19 protein-coding genes are annotated in these 16,208 nt (G+C 68.8%); 5 read left to right on the top strand and 14 right to left on the bottom strand.

The features are described from left to right. Positions 1 to 154: 154 nt before the first annotated feature. The 8 genes from E6J58_12705 to E6J58_12670 all read right to left on the bottom strand — a co-directional run bounded on the left by E6J58_12705 (position 155) and on the right by E6J58_12670 (position 8,298). Complete coding sequence (locus E6J58_12705) at positions 155 to 2,098, bottom strand: HEAT repeat domain-containing protein (GenBank protein TMB36978.1); 1,944 nt, start codon at positions 2,096 to 2,098, stop codon at positions 155 to 157. Beyond that, positions 2,095 to 3,624, bottom strand: a complete 1,530-nt coding sequence (locus E6J58_12700) for a DUF4388 domain-containing protein (GenBank protein ID TMB36977.1) — start codon at positions 3,622 to 3,624, stop codon at positions 2,095 to 2,097. The genes E6J58_12705 and E6J58_12700 overlap by 4 nt, the downstream gene beginning before the upstream one ends. 6 nt (positions 3,625 to 3,630) lie before the next feature. Then, entirely contained in the window at positions 3,631 to 4,359 is a 729-nt protein-coding gene (locus tag E6J58_12695) for a GAF domain-containing protein (protein TMB36976.1), read from the bottom strand. Between the two features lie 8 nt (positions 4,360 to 4,367). After that, on the bottom strand, positions 4,368 to 4,745 hold the full coding sequence (locus E6J58_12690; protein TMB36975.1) for a response regulator: 378 nt from the start codon (positions 4,743 to 4,745) through the stop codon (positions 4,368 to 4,370). A 64-nt stretch (positions 4,746 to 4,809) separates the two neighbouring features. Further along, a complete protein-coding gene (locus E6J58_12685; protein ID TMB36974.1) occupies positions 4,810 to 5,124 on the bottom strand; it encodes a tetratricopeptide repeat protein in 315 nt (104 codons plus the stop codon). Between the two features lie 8 nt (positions 5,125 to 5,132). Further along, a complete protein-coding gene (locus E6J58_12680; GenBank protein ID TMB36973.1) occupies positions 5,133 to 6,404 on the bottom strand; it encodes an MBL fold metallo-hydrolase in 1,272 nt (423 codons plus the stop codon). Continuing rightward, on the bottom strand, positions 6,376 to 7,446 hold the full coding sequence (locus E6J58_12675) for an FHA domain-containing protein (protein TMB36972.1): 1,071 nt from the start codon (positions 7,444 to 7,446) through the stop codon (positions 6,376 to 6,378). Before E6J58_12675 ends, E6J58_12680 begins: the two co-directional genes overlap by 29 nt. Positions 7,447 to 7,548: 102 nt before the next feature. Continuing rightward, positions 7,549 to 8,298: an anti-sigma factor gene (locus E6J58_12670; protein TMB36971.1), complete on the bottom strand. Its 750-nt coding sequence runs from the start codon at positions 8,296 to 8,298 to the stop codon at positions 7,549 to 7,551. Positions 8,299 to 8,640: 342 nt separating this feature from the next. On the opposite strand from E6J58_12670, the gene queF reads away from it, so the two are divergent. After that, positions 8,641 to 9,021 carry an NADPH-dependent 7-cyano-7-deazaguanine reductase QueF gene (queF, locus tag E6J58_12665; protein ID TMB37065.1) on the top strand — a complete coding sequence of 127 codons (381 nt, stop codon included), beginning with the start codon at positions 8,641 to 8,643 and terminating at the stop codon, positions 9,019 to 9,021. Positions 9,022 to 9,057: 36 nt separating this feature from the next. After that, entirely contained in the window at positions 9,058 to 9,540 is a 483-nt protein-coding gene (locus E6J58_12660; protein TMB36970.1) for a DUF2231 domain-containing protein, read from the top strand. Positions 9,541 to 9,600: 60 nt separating this feature from the next. Here E6J58_12660 and E6J58_12655 read toward each other — a convergent pair whose 3' ends face one another. The 4 genes from E6J58_12655 to E6J58_12640 form a co-directional block, all read right to left on the bottom strand. After that, complete coding sequence (locus tag E6J58_12655) at positions 9,601 to 9,822, bottom strand: hypothetical protein (GenBank protein TMB36969.1); 222 nt, start codon at positions 9,820 to 9,822, stop codon at positions 9,601 to 9,603. A gap of 36 nt (positions 9,823 to 9,858) precedes the next feature. Continuing rightward, positions 9,859 to 10,062 (bottom strand): hypothetical protein, encoded by a 204-nt coding sequence (locus E6J58_12650; protein TMB36968.1) that lies wholly within the window; start codon positions 10,060 to 10,062, stop codon positions 9,859 to 9,861. Between the two features lie 17 nt (positions 10,063 to 10,079). Then, positions 10,080 to 10,547 carry a phage holin family protein gene (locus tag E6J58_12645; protein ID TMB36967.1) on the bottom strand — a complete coding sequence of 156 codons (468 nt, stop codon included), beginning with the start codon at positions 10,545 to 10,547 and terminating at the stop codon, positions 10,080 to 10,082. A gap of 91 nt (positions 10,548 to 10,638) precedes the next feature. Further along, positions 10,639 to 10,911, bottom strand: a complete 273-nt coding sequence (locus tag E6J58_12640; GenBank protein TMB36966.1) for a hypothetical protein — start codon at positions 10,909 to 10,911, stop codon at positions 10,639 to 10,641. Between the two features lie 133 nt (positions 10,912 to 11,044). Between E6J58_12640 and E6J58_12635 the strand changes: the two genes are divergently transcribed. After that, positions 11,045 to 11,245 carry a hypothetical protein gene (locus E6J58_12635; GenBank protein TMB36965.1) on the top strand — a complete coding sequence of 67 codons (201 nt, stop codon included), beginning with the start codon at positions 11,045 to 11,047 and terminating at the stop codon, positions 11,243 to 11,245. Here E6J58_12635 and E6J58_12630 read toward each other — a convergent pair. Then, a complete protein-coding gene (locus tag E6J58_12630) occupies positions 11,242 to 12,438 on the bottom strand; it encodes a serine/threonine protein kinase (GenBank protein ID TMB36964.1) in 1,197 nt (398 codons plus the stop codon). The two genes, E6J58_12635 and E6J58_12630, sit on opposite strands and share 4 nt — an antisense overlap. A gap of 99 nt (positions 12,439 to 12,537) precedes the next feature. Continuing rightward, positions 12,538 to 14,274: an FHA domain-containing protein gene (locus E6J58_12625; protein ID TMB36963.1), complete on the bottom strand. Its 1,737-nt coding sequence runs from the start codon at positions 14,272 to 14,274 to the stop codon at positions 12,538 to 12,540. A 74-nt stretch (positions 14,275 to 14,348) separates the two neighbouring features. Between E6J58_12625 and truD the strand changes: the two genes are divergently transcribed. Beyond that, entirely contained in the window at positions 14,349 to 15,713 is a 1,365-nt protein-coding gene (gene truD, locus E6J58_12620; protein TMB36962.1) for a tRNA pseudouridine(13) synthase TruD, read from the top strand. Between the two features lie 75 nt (positions 15,714 to 15,788). Next, positions 15,789 to 16,208, top strand: a complete 420-nt coding sequence (locus tag E6J58_12615) for a hypothetical protein (GenBank protein TMB36961.1) — start codon at positions 15,789 to 15,791, stop codon at positions 16,206 to 16,208.

Here is a 16,208-nt window from a genome sequence, read left to right as displayed (position 1 = left end):
GCTTTGGAGCGCGACCCAGCGGCGCCTGCACCCTCGCCGGAACGAGCGAGAAAGCGAGCGAGAGCATGGCCGCTCCGGGGATCGCGCTGTACATTCTTTGACGGTCGACACGCCGCGCCCAAAAAGCAACGCGGTTCGAACCGGGCCGATCGCTTCAGGAATGCGGCAGCTTCGCCAGCGCAGAGCGGGCGGTCCGCGCCACCACCGGCTCGGTGTCGCGAACCAGCGCCAGCAGCGCGTCGCGCCCTTGGGGCAGCGCCAGCCGCCCGAGACCCCAGCCGGCGTGGTTGCGGATGCTCCAGTCGGCATCCTGGGCCAGCTTCACCAGCAAGGAGAGCTCGGACGCCGGCACCACGCGCGCGAGCCCGTCCGCTGCCACGCGGCGCACTTCCGGCTCGGCGTCCTTGAGCCGCGCCTTGAGGAATTGGAGAAGCCCCGGCGCACCGATGCGGATCAGCGCCGCGACGATCTCCAGCCGCTCGTGACCCGTCGCGCGCGGGAACAGCCGCTCCAGCTCGGCGGCGGCAATCTCGGCATGCAGCCGCCCCAGCGCGCGGATGGCGTGATACCGCAGATCGTCGGAGACCACGAGCAACCCGACGAGCGCGGGGACCGCGCGCGTCGACCCGTTGCGCACCAGCAGCTCCACCGCCTCGATGCGAACGGACTCGTCGGCGTCCTGGAGCTTGCGGACGAGATGTTCCTCGGCGTCGACGTCGTCGTGGTTCACGAGCACCCGTAGCGCCGCGCGGCGAACCGGCGCGTGGGGAGCATCGAGCAGCTCGACGATCTTGTCCGGGAACAGCGGGCTGCGCGCGGCTTCGAGGATCTCCAACGCGGGCAATACCTTCTCCTCGGCCTCCAGGTACGGAGCGAGCGCGATCAGGCTCTGTCCCGGCATGCTCCCGAGCGCCTCCGCCGCCGCCACGCTCTCCGGCGGTGTCCCGCGGCCGAAATGCTCGACCAGAGCCGGAATGGCCGATACGTCGCGGCACCTTCCCAGCGCCTGGCAGGCCGCGGCGCGGACGTTGGCGTCCCGGTCGCGCATCAGCGGGACGAGGAGCGACACCGTCGCCGGATCCGCCGGTGCGCACATCAGCGCGCCGCGCCGGACGCGCGCGTCACCGCTGCGGAGGAGCTCCGGCAGCGCCGTCCGCACGGCGCGCTCGTGCTTGCGGCAGAGGGAGGCGGTCCAGCGGGCTTCCTCGGCGTCGGGCGACAATGCCCGCTGGACGAGAGCGGGATAGAGCTTTTCCAGGTGTCCAGCGAGCGCAACCGATGCCGCGGCGCGCGCCAGCGCCACCTCGTCGGAACCGAGGAGGCCGCCCAGGTACTCGATCACTCCCGGGTCGCGCCGCTCCTCGTCGAGCTTCCGACGGAAGCGCGTGAAGACCGACGGGGGCGCGAGCTGCGCCTCGAGGATCGCGGCGCAGGCCTTCAACACGCCGTCGCGCAGCGGCAGCCGGTCGTGATCGGCGAGCAGCGTGAGGAGCCGCGGCAGCGCCTCCGGAGAGGCGATCCGCCCCAGCGCGTCCACCGCCGGCTCCGAGAGCATCTCGTTGGGAACCGCGTCGAGCAGCGCCTGCACGGCGCGCGGATCGCCGATCTCGCCCAGGGCAGCGACGGCGGCGAACTGCAACCAGAGATCGGCGTCCAGCAGCCGGATCAGCCCGGGCACCGCTTCGCGCGCTTTCAGCGCTCCGAGCGCCTCGATCGCCGCCTGCGCGATGTTGGAGTCGCCGTGCTCGAGCAGAGGTAAGAGCGCTCGCGCCGAGCCGGGATCCTTGATCCTCGAGAGGATCTGCACGGCGAACATCGCCACTTCGGCGTTCTCGCCGCGCGAGAGCGAGACGAGATGCGGCACCGCGTAGGGCCCCTGCCGCTCGAGCGCCGAGAGCGCCGCGTTGCGCAGCACGGCGTTCTCGTCGTTGCCGACGAAACGGCCCAGCGTCTCGGGGGCGAGGTGCCGCGCCGCCAGCGCGATGGCGCGGTCGCGCAACGCCGGCTCGGACTCCTGGAGCGCAGCGACGATCTGCGCGTCGCTTGCCCCCGCCTGGAAGACTTTCTCGATCTCCGGTGTGCCCAAAGCCGGCCTCACTGCGGCTGCGTCGCCTGCCGGCGCAGCAGCTCGTTCTCGAACGCCAGCCCGGCCTGCGCCGCGGCCAGCTCCAGGATGTCCAGCTCCTCGATCGCGCGATTCGATGGACCGTTGTCCGCGTAGACCAGCGCGATCACGCGTTGCCCGCCCATCACCGGGAAGATCGCGCACTCCCCCGAGCGAGGCTTCCCCACCAGCGCGCGGAAGGCATCCGGAAAGCTTGCTTCGTCGAAGGGGATGGACCGGACCTGGCCATCGGCCAGGCTGTCGGTCAGAGCGTTCTTGCTGGCCAGCTCGATCTTCAGCCCGCGGGTGAGCTGCGCCAGCGACTGACCTCCGGGGCTGTTCCCGAATGCGCCCAGCGCGGTGAGGCCTTCGCGCCGGACGAGGAACAGCACCGCGCGCTCCACCGACTCGCTGATGATGTTCATCAGGCTGAGCGAGATGGTGGTCGAGATCAGGCCGCTGCGGAGATCGCCGACGATGCGCCGCAGCTTGGCGAAGTTCGCGTTGATCCCGTCGGCGCGCGAGCCGCCGGTCATCAGATCCTGCCGGTTTTGCGCGACGGAACGAAAGCACGCAGCGACGAGCTCCAGCTCGGCCGGGAGCACCGCCAGCGCCCCCGCCTGGTACGCCGCCGCGGCGGGCGCGTCGCCGTCGATCAGGGCGAGGATCGACGCTCGCGGACGCGCGCGCCTCAATGCCGAGACCGCGTCCAGTCCGACGCCTCCCTTGCGCATGTCGAGCAGCACCAGCGGCGGCGCCTCTCCGGGCGGAGGAGTACCGGCGTCGCGCACGTTGACCCGGGCGACCGTGATGCCGGGAAGTACATGTGCGAGCCGTTCGGCGAGCTCCCGCTCGGTGGACACGACCTGCAGCCGCGTTCGCGGCTCGTCCGCGAGCGGACCTACTCCGTTCGCCGGCGTCGGCGTCGGCGCGGAGCGGGTAACCGGCATCGGCGTGATCGGCGGGACCGATCTCGCCGCCGGCGTATCGTTGCGCTGCTCCCGCTGCTGGCGGCTGCGCTCGTCGAAGATGCGAAGCGCGTCGAGCAGGACCATCTGCGTGTCGAGGTTGAGGTGCCGGATCACGTCGCCGGGAACCACCGCGATGTCGTCGATCGGCTTCAGATCGTCGAGAGCGAAGTGGAACGTGCCCTGGTTCCAGGTGACGAGGTCGTAGACTGTCCGCTCGATCTGCTGCTCGATGGTGCGGTAGATCGTATCGCTGTCCACCGCCTTCATTGCCACGAGGATCTGTCCGAGCGAACGCCGCGGGTGCTCCTCCCCCTGCTTCCTGAGCGCCTCGCCCAGGGTCGGCGGCTCGATCGCGCCGGCCTCCAGCAAGAGCTCTCCGAGCCGCTTCGTGCCGGGCGACGAGGCGTTGACGATGCGGCCCTGGTGGAACCCGATCTCCGCCTTTACGTCCCCGCGCAGCAGCGTCAGCGTCCCGGTCCTGCCGCCGAGGTGGATGAACTGCATCGCGTCGGCGACGGAGACGTCCTGGAGGTTGCCGGAGAGGCTCATGGGGCACTATTGCCTGCGCACCAGCGCGACGAGGCTCTCCAGCGTCTTGAGCTTCCGGTCCGTCGTCGAATAGACGCGGGCGGCGAACAGCGCGGAGGCGGCGTGCGCCGCGATGAGGTCGAGGAGATCGCGGTCTTCGGGCCGCAGCATGGCCTTGTGATCGAAGAGCTTGAGGATGACGAGCGCCCCCACCCGCGCGCCCTGCATGGTGAGGGGCACGCACGCTAGCGCCTCCGAGCCGTCGATGGGACCGATCCGGAGCCCCCCGTCGGCGAGCGTCGCGTCGACCGCCGGGTCTCCCCCCCGATAGCAGCCATTCGGATAGAGGCCGCTCTTGTCGTCCTCCATTCCCTGCGCGAACGCGACCTCGCATTCGCCCGACGCCTCGTCGCCGTCGTGCTTCCAGAAGAGCAGGACGAACCGCTCGGCGCCGAGCAGGTTGATGGCGATCTCCGCGATGGTGGCCTGCACCTCGCCGGGATCGAGCGTAGCGTGGAGCTGGTAGGTTGCGACGTAGAGGTTCATCAGCCGTCCGACCTGCTGCTCGTACTCCGCCAGCTTGGTGGACAGCTCGTCGCGGTCGGACTGCACGTCCGCCAGCCGCGCCGACAATTCTGCGGCGCTCTCCGGCCTGCTCCCGATCTCCTTGGCCAGCTCCGCGGCGCGGTCCAGCGTCGCGCGCAGCTCATCGAGCGCGGACCCGACCTGAGACGGGAGCTGCTCGGGAGCCGCCATGCGCGAATTCAAGCCGCGGGGCTCGCCGTCAGCCTGTTGATGACGCCGATGAGCTCCTCGTTGCGGAAAGGCTTCTTCACGTACGCGGCGGCGCCCGCCTGCATCCCGCGCTCGGTGTCGTCCTCGGTCCCCTCGGTGGTGATGATCACCACCGGGATCCGCGCGAACTCCGGGTGCGCTTTCACCGCAGTCAGGAACTCGAGCCCGTTCATCCGGGGCATGTTGATGTCGAGGAGGATGAGCTCGACGTCCTTGTGCTCGGCGAGGCGATCCAGGGCCTCCCGGCCGTCGAACGCATGGACGAGCGGGAAGCCGCGCAGCATCATCTCGAACATCCGATGCAGCAGCTTGGAATCATCGACGACGAGGACTTTTTTGGGTTTCATTGCTCTCGCGATCCTCGCCTCCGGCAGATCACCAGTCAAGGAATCGCGCCCTGCTTACCTGCACCTACCGCGAGGGCAGAGTCTCCAGAGCCTGGGTAAGCTCCGAGAGCGTGTGGCCATTGTTTTGCGAGCGCGCAACCTGCTGGCCGCGCACGAGGATCTCGCGCGCTTCGTCGGCCCGGTCGAGCGAGGTGAGAAGCATTCCCAGCTGCAGGTATGCGGCAAGGTAGTCCGGGTTTCGCGCGAGAAGATCCTGCAGCTCCGTTGCGGCGCCGCGCGCGTCGCCGGTGCCCTTCAGCTCCAGCGCCAGCGCATAGCGTGGAAATGGATCGTCCGGTCGAGTGGCGATGAAGTTGCGCAGCTGCCCGATGCGGTCCATGGGCCGCCTTATAGCTCGACCGAGTCGAGATCGTCGCACACGCGCACACCCGCAGGCGGAGCGATGCCGGCGCGCGCGTCGGACCCGAGATGGCCGAGAATCACCATCGGGACCCGCGGCAGCTTCGCGCCGAGCGTCTTCCAGCCGATGTGCTGGTCGCTGCTCTCGCCGAGGTTGGTGCACTCCGCGCAGAGGATCCGCGCTCCGGCGCAGAGGCCGTCCGGGATCTCGCCGGTGTCCCCGGTGAACGCGAGATCGTCGATCCGCAGCGACAACGCGATCTGCGGAGGACTCATGTGCGCGGCGCGGAACGCGAGCAGCGATCGGCCGGCGACCTCGAGGCGATCGCCCGGCATCACCTCGTGCATCTCGACAGCGAACGGCAGCGGGCGCTCCGCGGCGGCGGCGTAGCATGCGGCCCAGAGCGCCTGAAGCCGTTCGCCGGTGCCCTTCGGACCGGTGACGAGGAGTGGCTTGCGGCGCTGCGATCGGTAGACCGCATCGACGAGCAGGAACGGCCACCCGCCGATGTGATCTCCGTGCAGATGAGTGAAATGGACGGCGTCGATCTGGTCGGGGTCGCGCCCGAGGCGCTTCAGCGCCGCAAGCGCGGTGGCCCCGAAGTCGACGGCGAAGGCGCCGCGCGCGTCGTCCACCAGCCAGCAGGTGTGGCCGCGTCCGGCGGAGCAGAAGGCATCGCCGCTGCCCAGCGCCGTGACCCTCATTTCGGCGTCCGCTCGAGCAGCGGCGCAAGCTGCTCCGCGACGTTCCCTTGCCGCAAATGGATCTCGCGCCGCAGCGCTTCCAGCGATGCCATCCCGCCGCGGAGCGACAGCTCCGTTTGCATCACCTCGCCGCCGCGCCGCCAGCGCAGGCGCATCATCGGCAGCTCCTTCTCGGCGATGGGCGCGTACGCGCGGTGCAGCGCCGCTTCCGCGACCTCCGCGTGGGCGATGGAAAGCACGGCCTCGCGCCCTTCGCGCCGGATGAACAGCGCCGCGTCCGTGCACCAGACGTCGCACACGCAGGGCTCCTTCCAGGCCCGCGCGAGCAGCGCGGAGCCGTCCGCGAATCGCGTCCCATGATAGAGGGCCTGGGGCTGATCGAGGATCCGCTCCGCGTCGCCTGGCGCCGGCGGCGGTGGAGCGTCGAGGAAACGGCGGTGGCGCGCCCTGAGCCGTGCCGCAAACGACAGCGCGCCCGCGCCGACGAGGGCGACGAGCGCGCAGGCGATCCAGATCGGCAGCAAGCTCACTCGGCCGGGGCGCCGCCGGCGACATCGTCGAGTTCCTTGAGCTTGTCCTCGACGTTGTTTTTGGCCCGGTCGAAGTTCCGGTTGCAATTGACCAGCACTTCCTGCGCCGTCTTCGCCGCGATGCCGCGGTCGACTTCCGAGTAGAGCGCCTTGTTGCCCTGGACGAATGCCTGGTCGGCCACGTTGGCGTAGCTGCTCGTCGCCTGCGAGAGCTTCTTCCAGTCCGCGATGAACGTGCCGGTCACCTGCGTGCGCTGCTCGACCAGCTCCTGCGCCTCCGCCACTTTGTTCCGCATGTCGGAGTCCGCGATCTGCTCCGCGGAGCCGGTCAGCGCGGCGGCGGTGGACGTGGATTGCGCAGCGAACTGGGTGATCGACACCGCGATGCGATCGTAGGTCTTCGCCAGCTCGCGGTACCCGGCGACGACACGCCGCGCCTCGTCGCCCTTGGGCGGATTCGCCGACGAGGGCCTGCCGAGCGTGTTCAGCGTCCTGGCCACGTCGCCGACCTTGTCGACGGCGGCGGCACAAGGCTTGCTCTTCTGGCTCTCGCGCGCCGCGGCGATGAACGCGGTCAAGGTCGCCCGGTCGCGCTTGGTCTGGGCGCGCTTCTTCAGATAGAGGCCGCCCGCGATTCCCGCTCCCGCCAGCACGAGGACGCCGGCGATGATCCCGGCGAGGACCTTCGGGCTCAGCCCGGCGTCGGGGCGCTTGCGTCCGCCGACCACGTCGACGCGGATGGAGGTCTGACCGAGCCGCAGCACGTCGCCGTCGAACAGCTCCACGTCGTCGACGCGCTCGCCGTTCAGCCAGATCCCGTTTGCCGAGCCCATGTCCCTGACGCGGATCTCGCCGTTGATTTTGCTGATTTCCGCGTGGCGACCGGACATCGAGCTGTCCTTGACCGCGATGTCGCACTGGTCCGAACGCCCGACCGTCACCGTGATCGCGCGCATCGGATAGGCCTTCTCGACACCGCTCGGCCCCTTGACGATGAAGTTGGCGGAGACCCCGTCGAGAAGCGCGGGGTTGATCATCTCGGTTTTCGGAGTTCCTTCTTCGCCCATGATGCCCCCGCAAACGGCCGCCGCTGCGCGCGCCCGGAAGAGCGCAGAGCGTACGGGGGAGCGCCGGTTCGGTCAAGGATCGAGGGGGGTTGGGCGAGTCTGCTACTTCCCGGTCTGGTGCATCTGCTGCGTATCGGTGCCGGCCTTCGCCTTGCTCTCCGACGCGGGAGTCTGCTGCGTGTCCTGCGCCTGCGGAGCCGCACCGGTCATCGTCGGCTGCAGCTTCGGCAGATCGGCCTTGGCGACGACCTCGCCCGGCTGCTTCGCGTCGTGGGCGTCGATCGTCAGCATGACCGCCTTCCCCTGCTCGACGCCGGGAAGGTCCGCCTTCATGGCGAAGCCGCTGCCGTTCTGATCGATGTCGATGGCGCCGATGTCGACCGGATCGCCGGTCTGAGGCGCCATCCACAGATGGTACGCCTTGCCGCCGTCGAGGTTCTGCGACAGTCCGTAGGCGTTCACGCGCATCCAGCTCTTGCCGGTCGGAAGCTCGCCCCAGGTCACTGCCGCCCAGGAGCGGTTCGTCGCGGGCGCGGCCCCCTTTTTCGCCGGCTGCGCCGCCTCGACGATCACCGTGGTGCGACCCGGGCTACGCGCGAGGGAGACGTCTTTCTGCAAGTCCCCGACCTGCTTGCCCATGGCAGCCACTTGGTCGCGGTACTGATTCGCGTCGCGTTCGGCGGTGCTTGCCCTCTGGGAGTAGGAGCTGACGCTCGAGACCAGGTAGGCGATCAGCCCGAGAAAGATGACCAGGACGACGACCGCAGGGACGGCTGCCCGCCAGGAGTGCCGTTTCGATCCTTCGGTAATGCGCGAAAACTGCGGCCGCGTATCGGTCACGGTGGTTTCCATGGCCGCAACGGTTTTCACTGCTGAACAGAAGGGCAACCCTACGACTGCCCGAGCGATTTTACGTATCGCTGCGACGCCGGAGAGCAGGAGCGAGCGCCAGGCAAATGCCGAAGTCCGAGTCGGGGGCCTCGGCCGGCTCCTTGCGGTGGGGGCGCAGATGCGGGTCGGGCGGAACGAGCTCTGTGTTCCGGCGGCGAGGAGAACGACGACTGCTGGGGTCGGCCTTTCTCGACATGGTGCGTTGTTGTACTCGACCTCACCCCTCCCCGCAACCACACACCCCGCCGGCTGGCGGCGGAGCGGGTTTCCTGTTACGACGCGCCGCACGCGATGGCTCGCAGAATGAAGGCCGATCTGGCGCCGCGGAAGGTCACCGAGCCGGGCAAGTCCTTGGCAACGTTCCCGAATCCGAGTCCGGCGCGCGATTACGAGATCCGGTTCGAATGTCCCGAGTTCACCTGCGTCTGCCCGATGACCGGTCAGCCCGACTTCGCCACCATCAAGATCGCGTACGTGCCGGATCGCACCTGCGTGGAGCTGAAGAGCCTCAAGCTGTACCTCTGGAGTTACCGGAACGAAGGCGTCTTCCACGAGGCCGTGACAAACCGGATCCTCGACGACCTCGTCGCAACGCTGAAACCGAGGCGCTGCGAAGTCATCGGCGACTTCTTCGTCCGCGGCGGAATCCACACGGTAGTGGTCGCCCGATATCCGGACCGCTGATTTGCCTCACCCTCCGGCGACCGGCAGGATGACGCGGTGGTCGCCGGCGAGTTCCACCCATTCCTCGTGCACTTCGCGGTGGGGCTGCTCTTGATTGCGCCGCTCGCCGACGTGTTCGGTCTGCTGCTGCGTCGCGAGGCCCTCCTCTATACCGGGCGGTGGACGACGTTGCTCGGCACCGGGTTTGCGCTCCTCGCCGTCGCCAGCGGCTGGGGAGCAGAGGCAGGTCTCGGGGCGCACAGCGCCGCGGGAGAAGCGCTTCTGCATCTGCACGAGGCGCTCGGCTACGTTTCGGCGGCGATCTGGGTTCCGGTCGCAGCCTGGCGAGCCGCCTCGAAGCTCGCCTTGCCCCTGCGCGCCCGCACGCTCTATCTCGCCGCCGCTTTCGCGGCGGCGTCGGTGCTGATGGCAGAAACCGTTCTCGGCGGAGCGTTGGTGTATCGCCACGGAGTCGGGCTGTCGCCCGCGGCGCGGGCAGAGCCCGTGGTCCGCGCTCCGCCGACCGACCGCGGCCGTTGAGCGGCTGCCCCGAAGGCAGCGCGCGGACCTCCGCGGCGTTGTGGGACAGCCGGCGCCGGGCTAGCCTGGCTCGTCGATGATCGGCGCCGGGTGGCGAAAGAGGAGCTTGCCCAGGACGAAGCCCACGGCAAGTCCGGCGAGGAGGACGTGGCCGGGGTTTTCCTCCGCCCACGCGCCGATCTTCCGCGCCGCTTTCTCGGCATAGTCGCGGCCGAGCTCCAGGCCACGCCGGAATGCCTCCGTTTCCTCCGTTGCGGCGGGCGGCGTTGCGATTCCAGACATCGGCAACTGCGTCTTGCTTCGCGTCTCGCCCACGGCCTACCTCGACGTCATGCGGGCGATGAACAGACCCGCGACGAGAGCGCCTGCGAACGACGCGCCGGGATGGCGGCGGACGAAGCTGCGCCAGTTCAACGTCTCCGACACATTGGCGCGGAGGGCATTCACGGACTGCTCGATGTCTTGTCGGGCCCGCTCGATTCCCGCCCGGATGGCAGCGGCGTCCCTGGGGTTTTCAGCCATCACCTTCCTCCTGTGCGTCATCGCGAGGCCGCATCGGACGGGCCGCCGCGGTCCGCGATCGCAACCGGCTGCGGCAGCGCATTTTCCGCCGGGCGGTTGCCCTGCTTCATCGACGAGAGCCACCGCCGGTCGCGGCGGAGCTCTTCTGCCGTGCGCGGCAGGTCGACGCGGTCGCGCATGACGCGCCGCGTGCCCGACCAGGTCAGCGTGCCGCCCGTCACGAGATTCGCCAAGGCGACGATTCCGAACGCCGCCCAGTACGGCAGCCAGCTGGAGAGCAGGAACGACATCGCGACCATCAGCAGCAGATATCCCGCCCCGAGCGCCGGCATTCCGGCCGCTCCGACTGCGAGGTCCCTGCCCATGGCGCGCAGGTCCTGCTTCATCTCCACGCGCGCGAGCGCCAGATGCTCCCGGATGAACGTCTGCAGCCCGTCGAGCAGCCGCTGCAGCGCATCTCTGGAGGGCATGGTGGGCGCCTGCATGGCGCCAACGTAGGTATCGCTCGCCTGCGGTGCCAGCCGCTGCCGCACCGGAGGTGCGGCTTTGCGGCTACTGCTCGAGACCGTACAGCGTCTAGTGCAGCAACGGACTGTCCGCTAGCGACTTGCGGCGGTCGAGATCTTCCTCGAAGCAGCGGATCAGGTACCCGATCAGCAGCAGCGACGAGGCATTCTCGGTGGCGCGCTGCGGCTCGCGCATCATGAGATCCGTCGCGTACATGAGGAAGAACTGAGCCAGCTCCTCGCCGGCCTCGCCGAGGATCAGCTCGTGCAGCTTGTTCCGATCCATGGCGCGGATCTTCCGGATGAACTCGATAGCGAGTTCGCGCTTCCGCGCCGAGTTCATACGTTCCGCCGGCCTCGCCATTTTCTACCCTCGCGCATAGGGTGGGCGCGGCCCTGCTCTTCGGCAAGCCCGCTGATTTGACATCCGGACGGCCGGGTGGATGATTCGCCGGTCAACACCCCGGAGGGGCGGGATGTTTACGGGCGTGAAGGTGTTCTCCGCGACGAAGGCCAAGGAGCGGGACGATCTGGGTGAGCAGGTGACGCGCTGGCTGCGGGCAAACGCAGACCTCGAGATCGTCGATCGCACGGTGACGCAGTCCAGCGACAACGAGTTCCACTGCTTGACGGTGGTGATCTTCTACAAGCCGCGGAACGGGAGCAAGAAGCCTTAACGCAGTCTTTGCGCGGACTTCTTCGCCAAGGCTCGCGCGAGCGAGGGTTTCGGGGACTTGTGCTCCTGCGACACGCGCAACCCCGCCACCCCGAGCATCACCGCGACGGCGGTTCCAATTCCGAGCCATGACCAGACGCCCGATTTTCGGGTGTTCTTGCGGGTGCGCGGCGCCAGTTGCATGGCCTTGGTCATCCCGGCCAGCGCCTCGAGGGCGTGCGCAAGCTCGAGGGCGCTGTGGGGCCTCGATCCCGGGTTCGGCTCGAGGCAACGCTCGATCAAGGCGTCCCAGCGCGGGTCGAGGCCGGCGACGAGCTTGGACGGCGGCGCGAACTTTCCCACCGGCAGCTCGCCCGTGAGCAGCTCGTAGGTCATCACGCCGAAGGAATAGATGTCGGCCTTGTGGTCCGCGCGCTTCGCGTCCTTGCGCTGCTCGGGCGCCATGTAGTTGGCGGTTCCCATGGCGACGTTGCTCTGCGTCAGGCACTGGGCACCCTCGGCGTGCAAACCCGCGAGACCGAAGTCCAGCACCTTGGTGCGCAGGTCCTTCGTCACCAGCACGTTGTCGGGCTTCAGATCGCGGTGCACCACCGCCCGCGCATGCGCGTACGCGAGCGCATGCGCCACCTGCGCGAGCAGCATCGCCAGCTGGCGCGCGCCGGGGCGGTTCTTGTGCGCCCAGAGCCGCAGGGACTCGCCGTCGATCAGCTCCATCGCGATGTAGACGTGCTGACCGGCCTTGCCGCGTCCGCGCAGGCGGACGATGCCCGGGTGGTCGAGCTGCGCCATCGCCGCGGCTTCGCGGCCGAAGCGGCGGACGTAGTCCGGGACCGCCGCCATCTCCGGCGTCAGGATCTTCACCGCGACCAACAGGCCGTCGGAATCGCGGCTGCAGCGGAAGACCTCACCCATTCCGCCCTGCCCGATCCGCTCGAGGACGATGAAGCCGTCGAGCCGGGGCAATGGAGCTTCCGGCGGCGGCGGCAATTTCGGCGGCTCCGGAAGCGGCACGGCGCGCGGGGGGGTGCTTTTCTCGCGATGCACCTCGAAGCGCACGCCGCAGTGGCCGCAGCGCGCGAGCGACCCGTCCACGAACAGGCTCACGTCGCAGCGGATGTCGCAATTGGGGCAGCGCTGGATCGCCCGCTTCTTCGGAAGCGGAGGCTGCGACTTGGGGGCGCCGGAGTCCGCCATTGTGGGGCAGTGTGCCCCCCTGGATCCGAGGCGCAAGTTTTCAACTTCCGTCGCCGGCCGCGTCGCCGTCGCCGCCCAGGTGAACGTGTACGTGATCGTTTATTCGAGCGCTTCGATCACCCGGTAGATATCGACGGGGGCCTCGCGGTTTTTCACCTTCGTGGGCGGCAGCGCTTCCAGGACGAACTTGTCCTTCCCCGCCTTCTGCACGCACTCCTCCGACACCACGATCATGTCCTCGCGCGCCACCCCGCAGAGGCGGGAAGCGAGGTTCACACCATCGCCGATCGCCGTGTAGCTCAGCGCCTTGGACGATCCCATGTTTCCGACGACCACCGACCCGGTGTGCAGCCCGATGCCGATGTGGATGGGCACCTTGCCCTGCGCCGCGCGCTCCTCGTTCCACTCCGCTACCCGCTTCTGCATCTTCACCGCCGCGCGCACGGCGTTGGTCGCGTCGTCGGGCCGCGCCAAGGGGGCGCCCCAAAGACCCATGATCGCGTCGCCGATGAACTTGTCGAGGATGCCGTTGTGCTCGAAGAGGATGTCCACCATCAGCTCGAAGTAGTCGTTGAGCATCCGGACCACCTCCTGCGCCGGCATCTTCTCCGAGATGCTGGTGAACCCCCGGATGTCGCTGAAGAGGATGGTCAGCTCGGTCAGCGCCCCGCCCTTCGACAGCTCGATGCTGCCGCGCGCCGCCTGCTCCACCAGCGCAGGCGAAAGGAATCGCGCGAGCTGCGCGCGCTGGGTGGCCTCGAACTCGAGCGCGCGCGCATAGTCGCTGTTCTCGAGCGCCACCGACGCCTGCGCCGCGATCGCGGAGAGGACCTCCAGGTCCTTGGTGGTGAAGGCGGCGATGCGCTCGCGGGAATCGAGGAACATGATCCCCTTCACGTCCTCGCCCGAGGAAGTCAGCAAGGGAACCGCCATGGCGCTGCGCACGCCGAGCGCGATGATCGAGTGCGAGGCCTGGAAGCGCTTGTCCGCGATGGCGTCGGAGGTGAGGACCCCCTCCTTGGTGAGCTGGACCTGCGCCAGAAGCGTGTCGGAGACCAGCACTTTGCCCTGGCCCGGCTTGCGCTGCCGCATGGCCTGGATGACGAGGTCCTGCGAGTTCGGGTCGCGCAGCAGGATCACGCCGTTGTCGCAGGGGATGAGGTCGAACGCGATCTCGAGGATGCGCGCGAGCAGCTCGTTGAGATCCCGCTCCAGGCGGACGTAGGTGGAGAACTCGTGCCCGACCCGAAGGCGCTCGTAGTCGCGCTTGAGCTGGTTGATGTCCTGGATCTGCTCGACCGGCACGAAAGTCGCCTTCGCCGAGGTCCGCGCGACCACGCCTTCCAGCTCTCCGGTCTGACCGGTGTGCACGATCTCCGCGTTCTTCGGCCGGGCCGGTCCGCTGGTGAGGCGGAACTCCATCTTCGAGGTGCCGACGACCACTTCGTCGCCGTCGCTCAGGGAGGCCGGCGCGACGAGGCGTTTCCCGTTGAGGAACGTTCCGTTCGAGGACTCGAGATCGCGCAGGACGTACCCGTCGCCTTCCCGGTCGATCTGGCTGTGTCTGCGCGAGACCTCGCGGTCGGTGAGCCGCACCGACGCGGTGGTGCTGCGCCCGATCACGCTGCTGTCGTCGAGCGGGTATTCGGTCACCTCGCCTGGCGCCCCCTTGAGGATCAATCGGGGTCCGGGAGACGGGCGGGCAGGACGGGAGCGGGGTGAGTGAGCCTCCTCCGGCGGGGCGTCAGGCACCGGGCGGATTCGCGGCGCACTGCAGGACGGACAGCGGTCCGCGACTGGCTCGTTCTCGCGGTAGCACACTGGGCAGACGGACACGAGCTCCCCCGAAGGTCGAGGGTACCATCGCCCTTGTCCTTTACGAGATTTCGACCTTCTGCTAACCGCACCGCGTGAAGATCAAACAGCGGCCGGAGGATTTCGTGGTGCGGGAGGGCTACCGCTTCGCACCCGAACCGCAGGGGCCCGTCTGGGTCTATCGGCTGGACAAGCAGAAGGTCTCGACGCTGCAGGCCCTGGAGCGGATCGCGAAAGAGTTCGCCGTCCGCCGCCGCGACCTCTCCGTCTGCGGGCTCAAGGACAAGCAGGGCCGAACCGAGCAACTGGTCGGAGTCCTGGGTGGCGCACTCGGCGCATCCGAGGTGGTGCAGACCGGCGACCTCCGGCTGAAGCTGATCGGGCGCACCGCGCAGCCGCTCAGCTCCGCGAACATCACCGCCAACCGGTTCGAGGTCACCGTCCGCGACCTGTCGGGCGAGGAGGCGTCGCGGAGCGCCGAAGCCATCGCGGAAGTGCAGCGCGTCGGCGTGGTCAATTACTTCGACTCGCAGCGGTTCGGCTTCCTCAAGCATGGGCAGGGCTTTCTCGCCCGCCACCTGGTGCGCGGCGACTGGGAAGCCGCGCTCAAGGCGTTCCTGGCGACGCCCAGCGAGCTCGACCACAGCGACGATGCGAAAGTGAAGGCCTTCTGGCGGGATCACTGGGGCGAGTGGCAGCTCCGCGCCCCGCACGAGGCGGCCCGGCGGTATGCGCCTCTGCTCCGCCGCCTGCGGGAGGACCCGCGCGATTTCAAGGGAGCGTTCCTCCACATCGATCGCCGCGTGCGCGCGATGGCGCTGTTCGAGCTGCAGAGCTTCATCTGGAACGAGGGAGTGAAGCGCTATCTCTCGGCGCGCGTTCCGCCCCCTGAGCTGATCGGCCTCCGCTACCAGGCGGGGTCGCTGGTGTTCCCCCGCGCCCTGCCGCGCGGCCTGCGCGACGAGCTGTGGGCGCGAACGTTTCCGCTTCTCGCGCCGGAATCGACGTTCGAGGACGACGACGTTCGCGACGCGGCGCTGGGGGCGCTTCGCGCGCAGGGCCTGCGGTTGGAAGACTTGCGCGTGCCGCAGACGCCCCAGCTCTTCTTCAAGCACGAGGAGCGTCCATTGTTCGTCGTGCCCGGCAAGCTGCGCGCGAACGATCCGCGACCCGACGAGCTGAATCGCGGGCGGATGAAGGTGAACCTGTCGTTCACGCTGCCGCCGGGGGCGTACGCCACCCTCGTGGTCCGGCGGGCGCTCTGGTTCGCCGTCGAGTCGCGCCGGGAGGGACAGTCTGTAGGGCGCGCCTGGGGACGGCCGCTGGAGGAAGCTGCTCCGCCTCAGGAGCCCGCGCGGCGGCCACAACACGCCCCGCGCGCGAAGGCAGTCGGCTTTCGCGAGCGACAGCGGCGCAAGAAAGCCCTCCGCGCGTCCAATCGCCAGGCCGCGAAGAAATAGGCGCCTGCCCGCCTGCCCGCCTCTTGTCGGGCAGAACTTCGCGTTTGCACTTTAATCGACAACAAGGAGACGAGCATGCTGAAAGGCATTGTCGTGGCTTGCGCATGCGCATTGGCGATACCGGTACAGGCGCGCGCAAACGAGGTGAGTCGGCCAAAAACGGTAGCGCCGCCGGAGGCGCTCCCGCAGCAAGTGTACGAGGTGCAGCAGAAGCGCTCTCCGGGAAGCGTCATCGTCACTGACGCGATCGGCGGCGCGGTGCTCGGCGCCCTTGCGGGCGGCGGCGTGGCCGCGTATCGCAACTTCGTGCAGAACGACGGTTGGGGCAACTGGCAGCGCGACGTGCTGATCGGCGCGGGCATCGGTCTCGGCGTCGGCCTCATCGTCGGTGTCGCGGACGCGGCGTCGTCGGATCGGACATTCACGGGGCCGGTCGCAGACCGCCGGGAGACGGGGTTCAATTCCCCGATGCCGGTGTACGGCAACCGGTTCTAG

Source organism: Deltaproteobacteria bacterium, assembly GCA_005879535.1.
In the GTDB taxonomy this organism is placed as follows: Bacteria; Myxococcota; Myxococcia; order Myxococcales; family 40CM-4-68-19; genus 40CM-4-68-19.
Note: the sequence above shows the minus strand (reverse complement) of the source record. Positions and strands in the feature narration are given on the sequence as shown.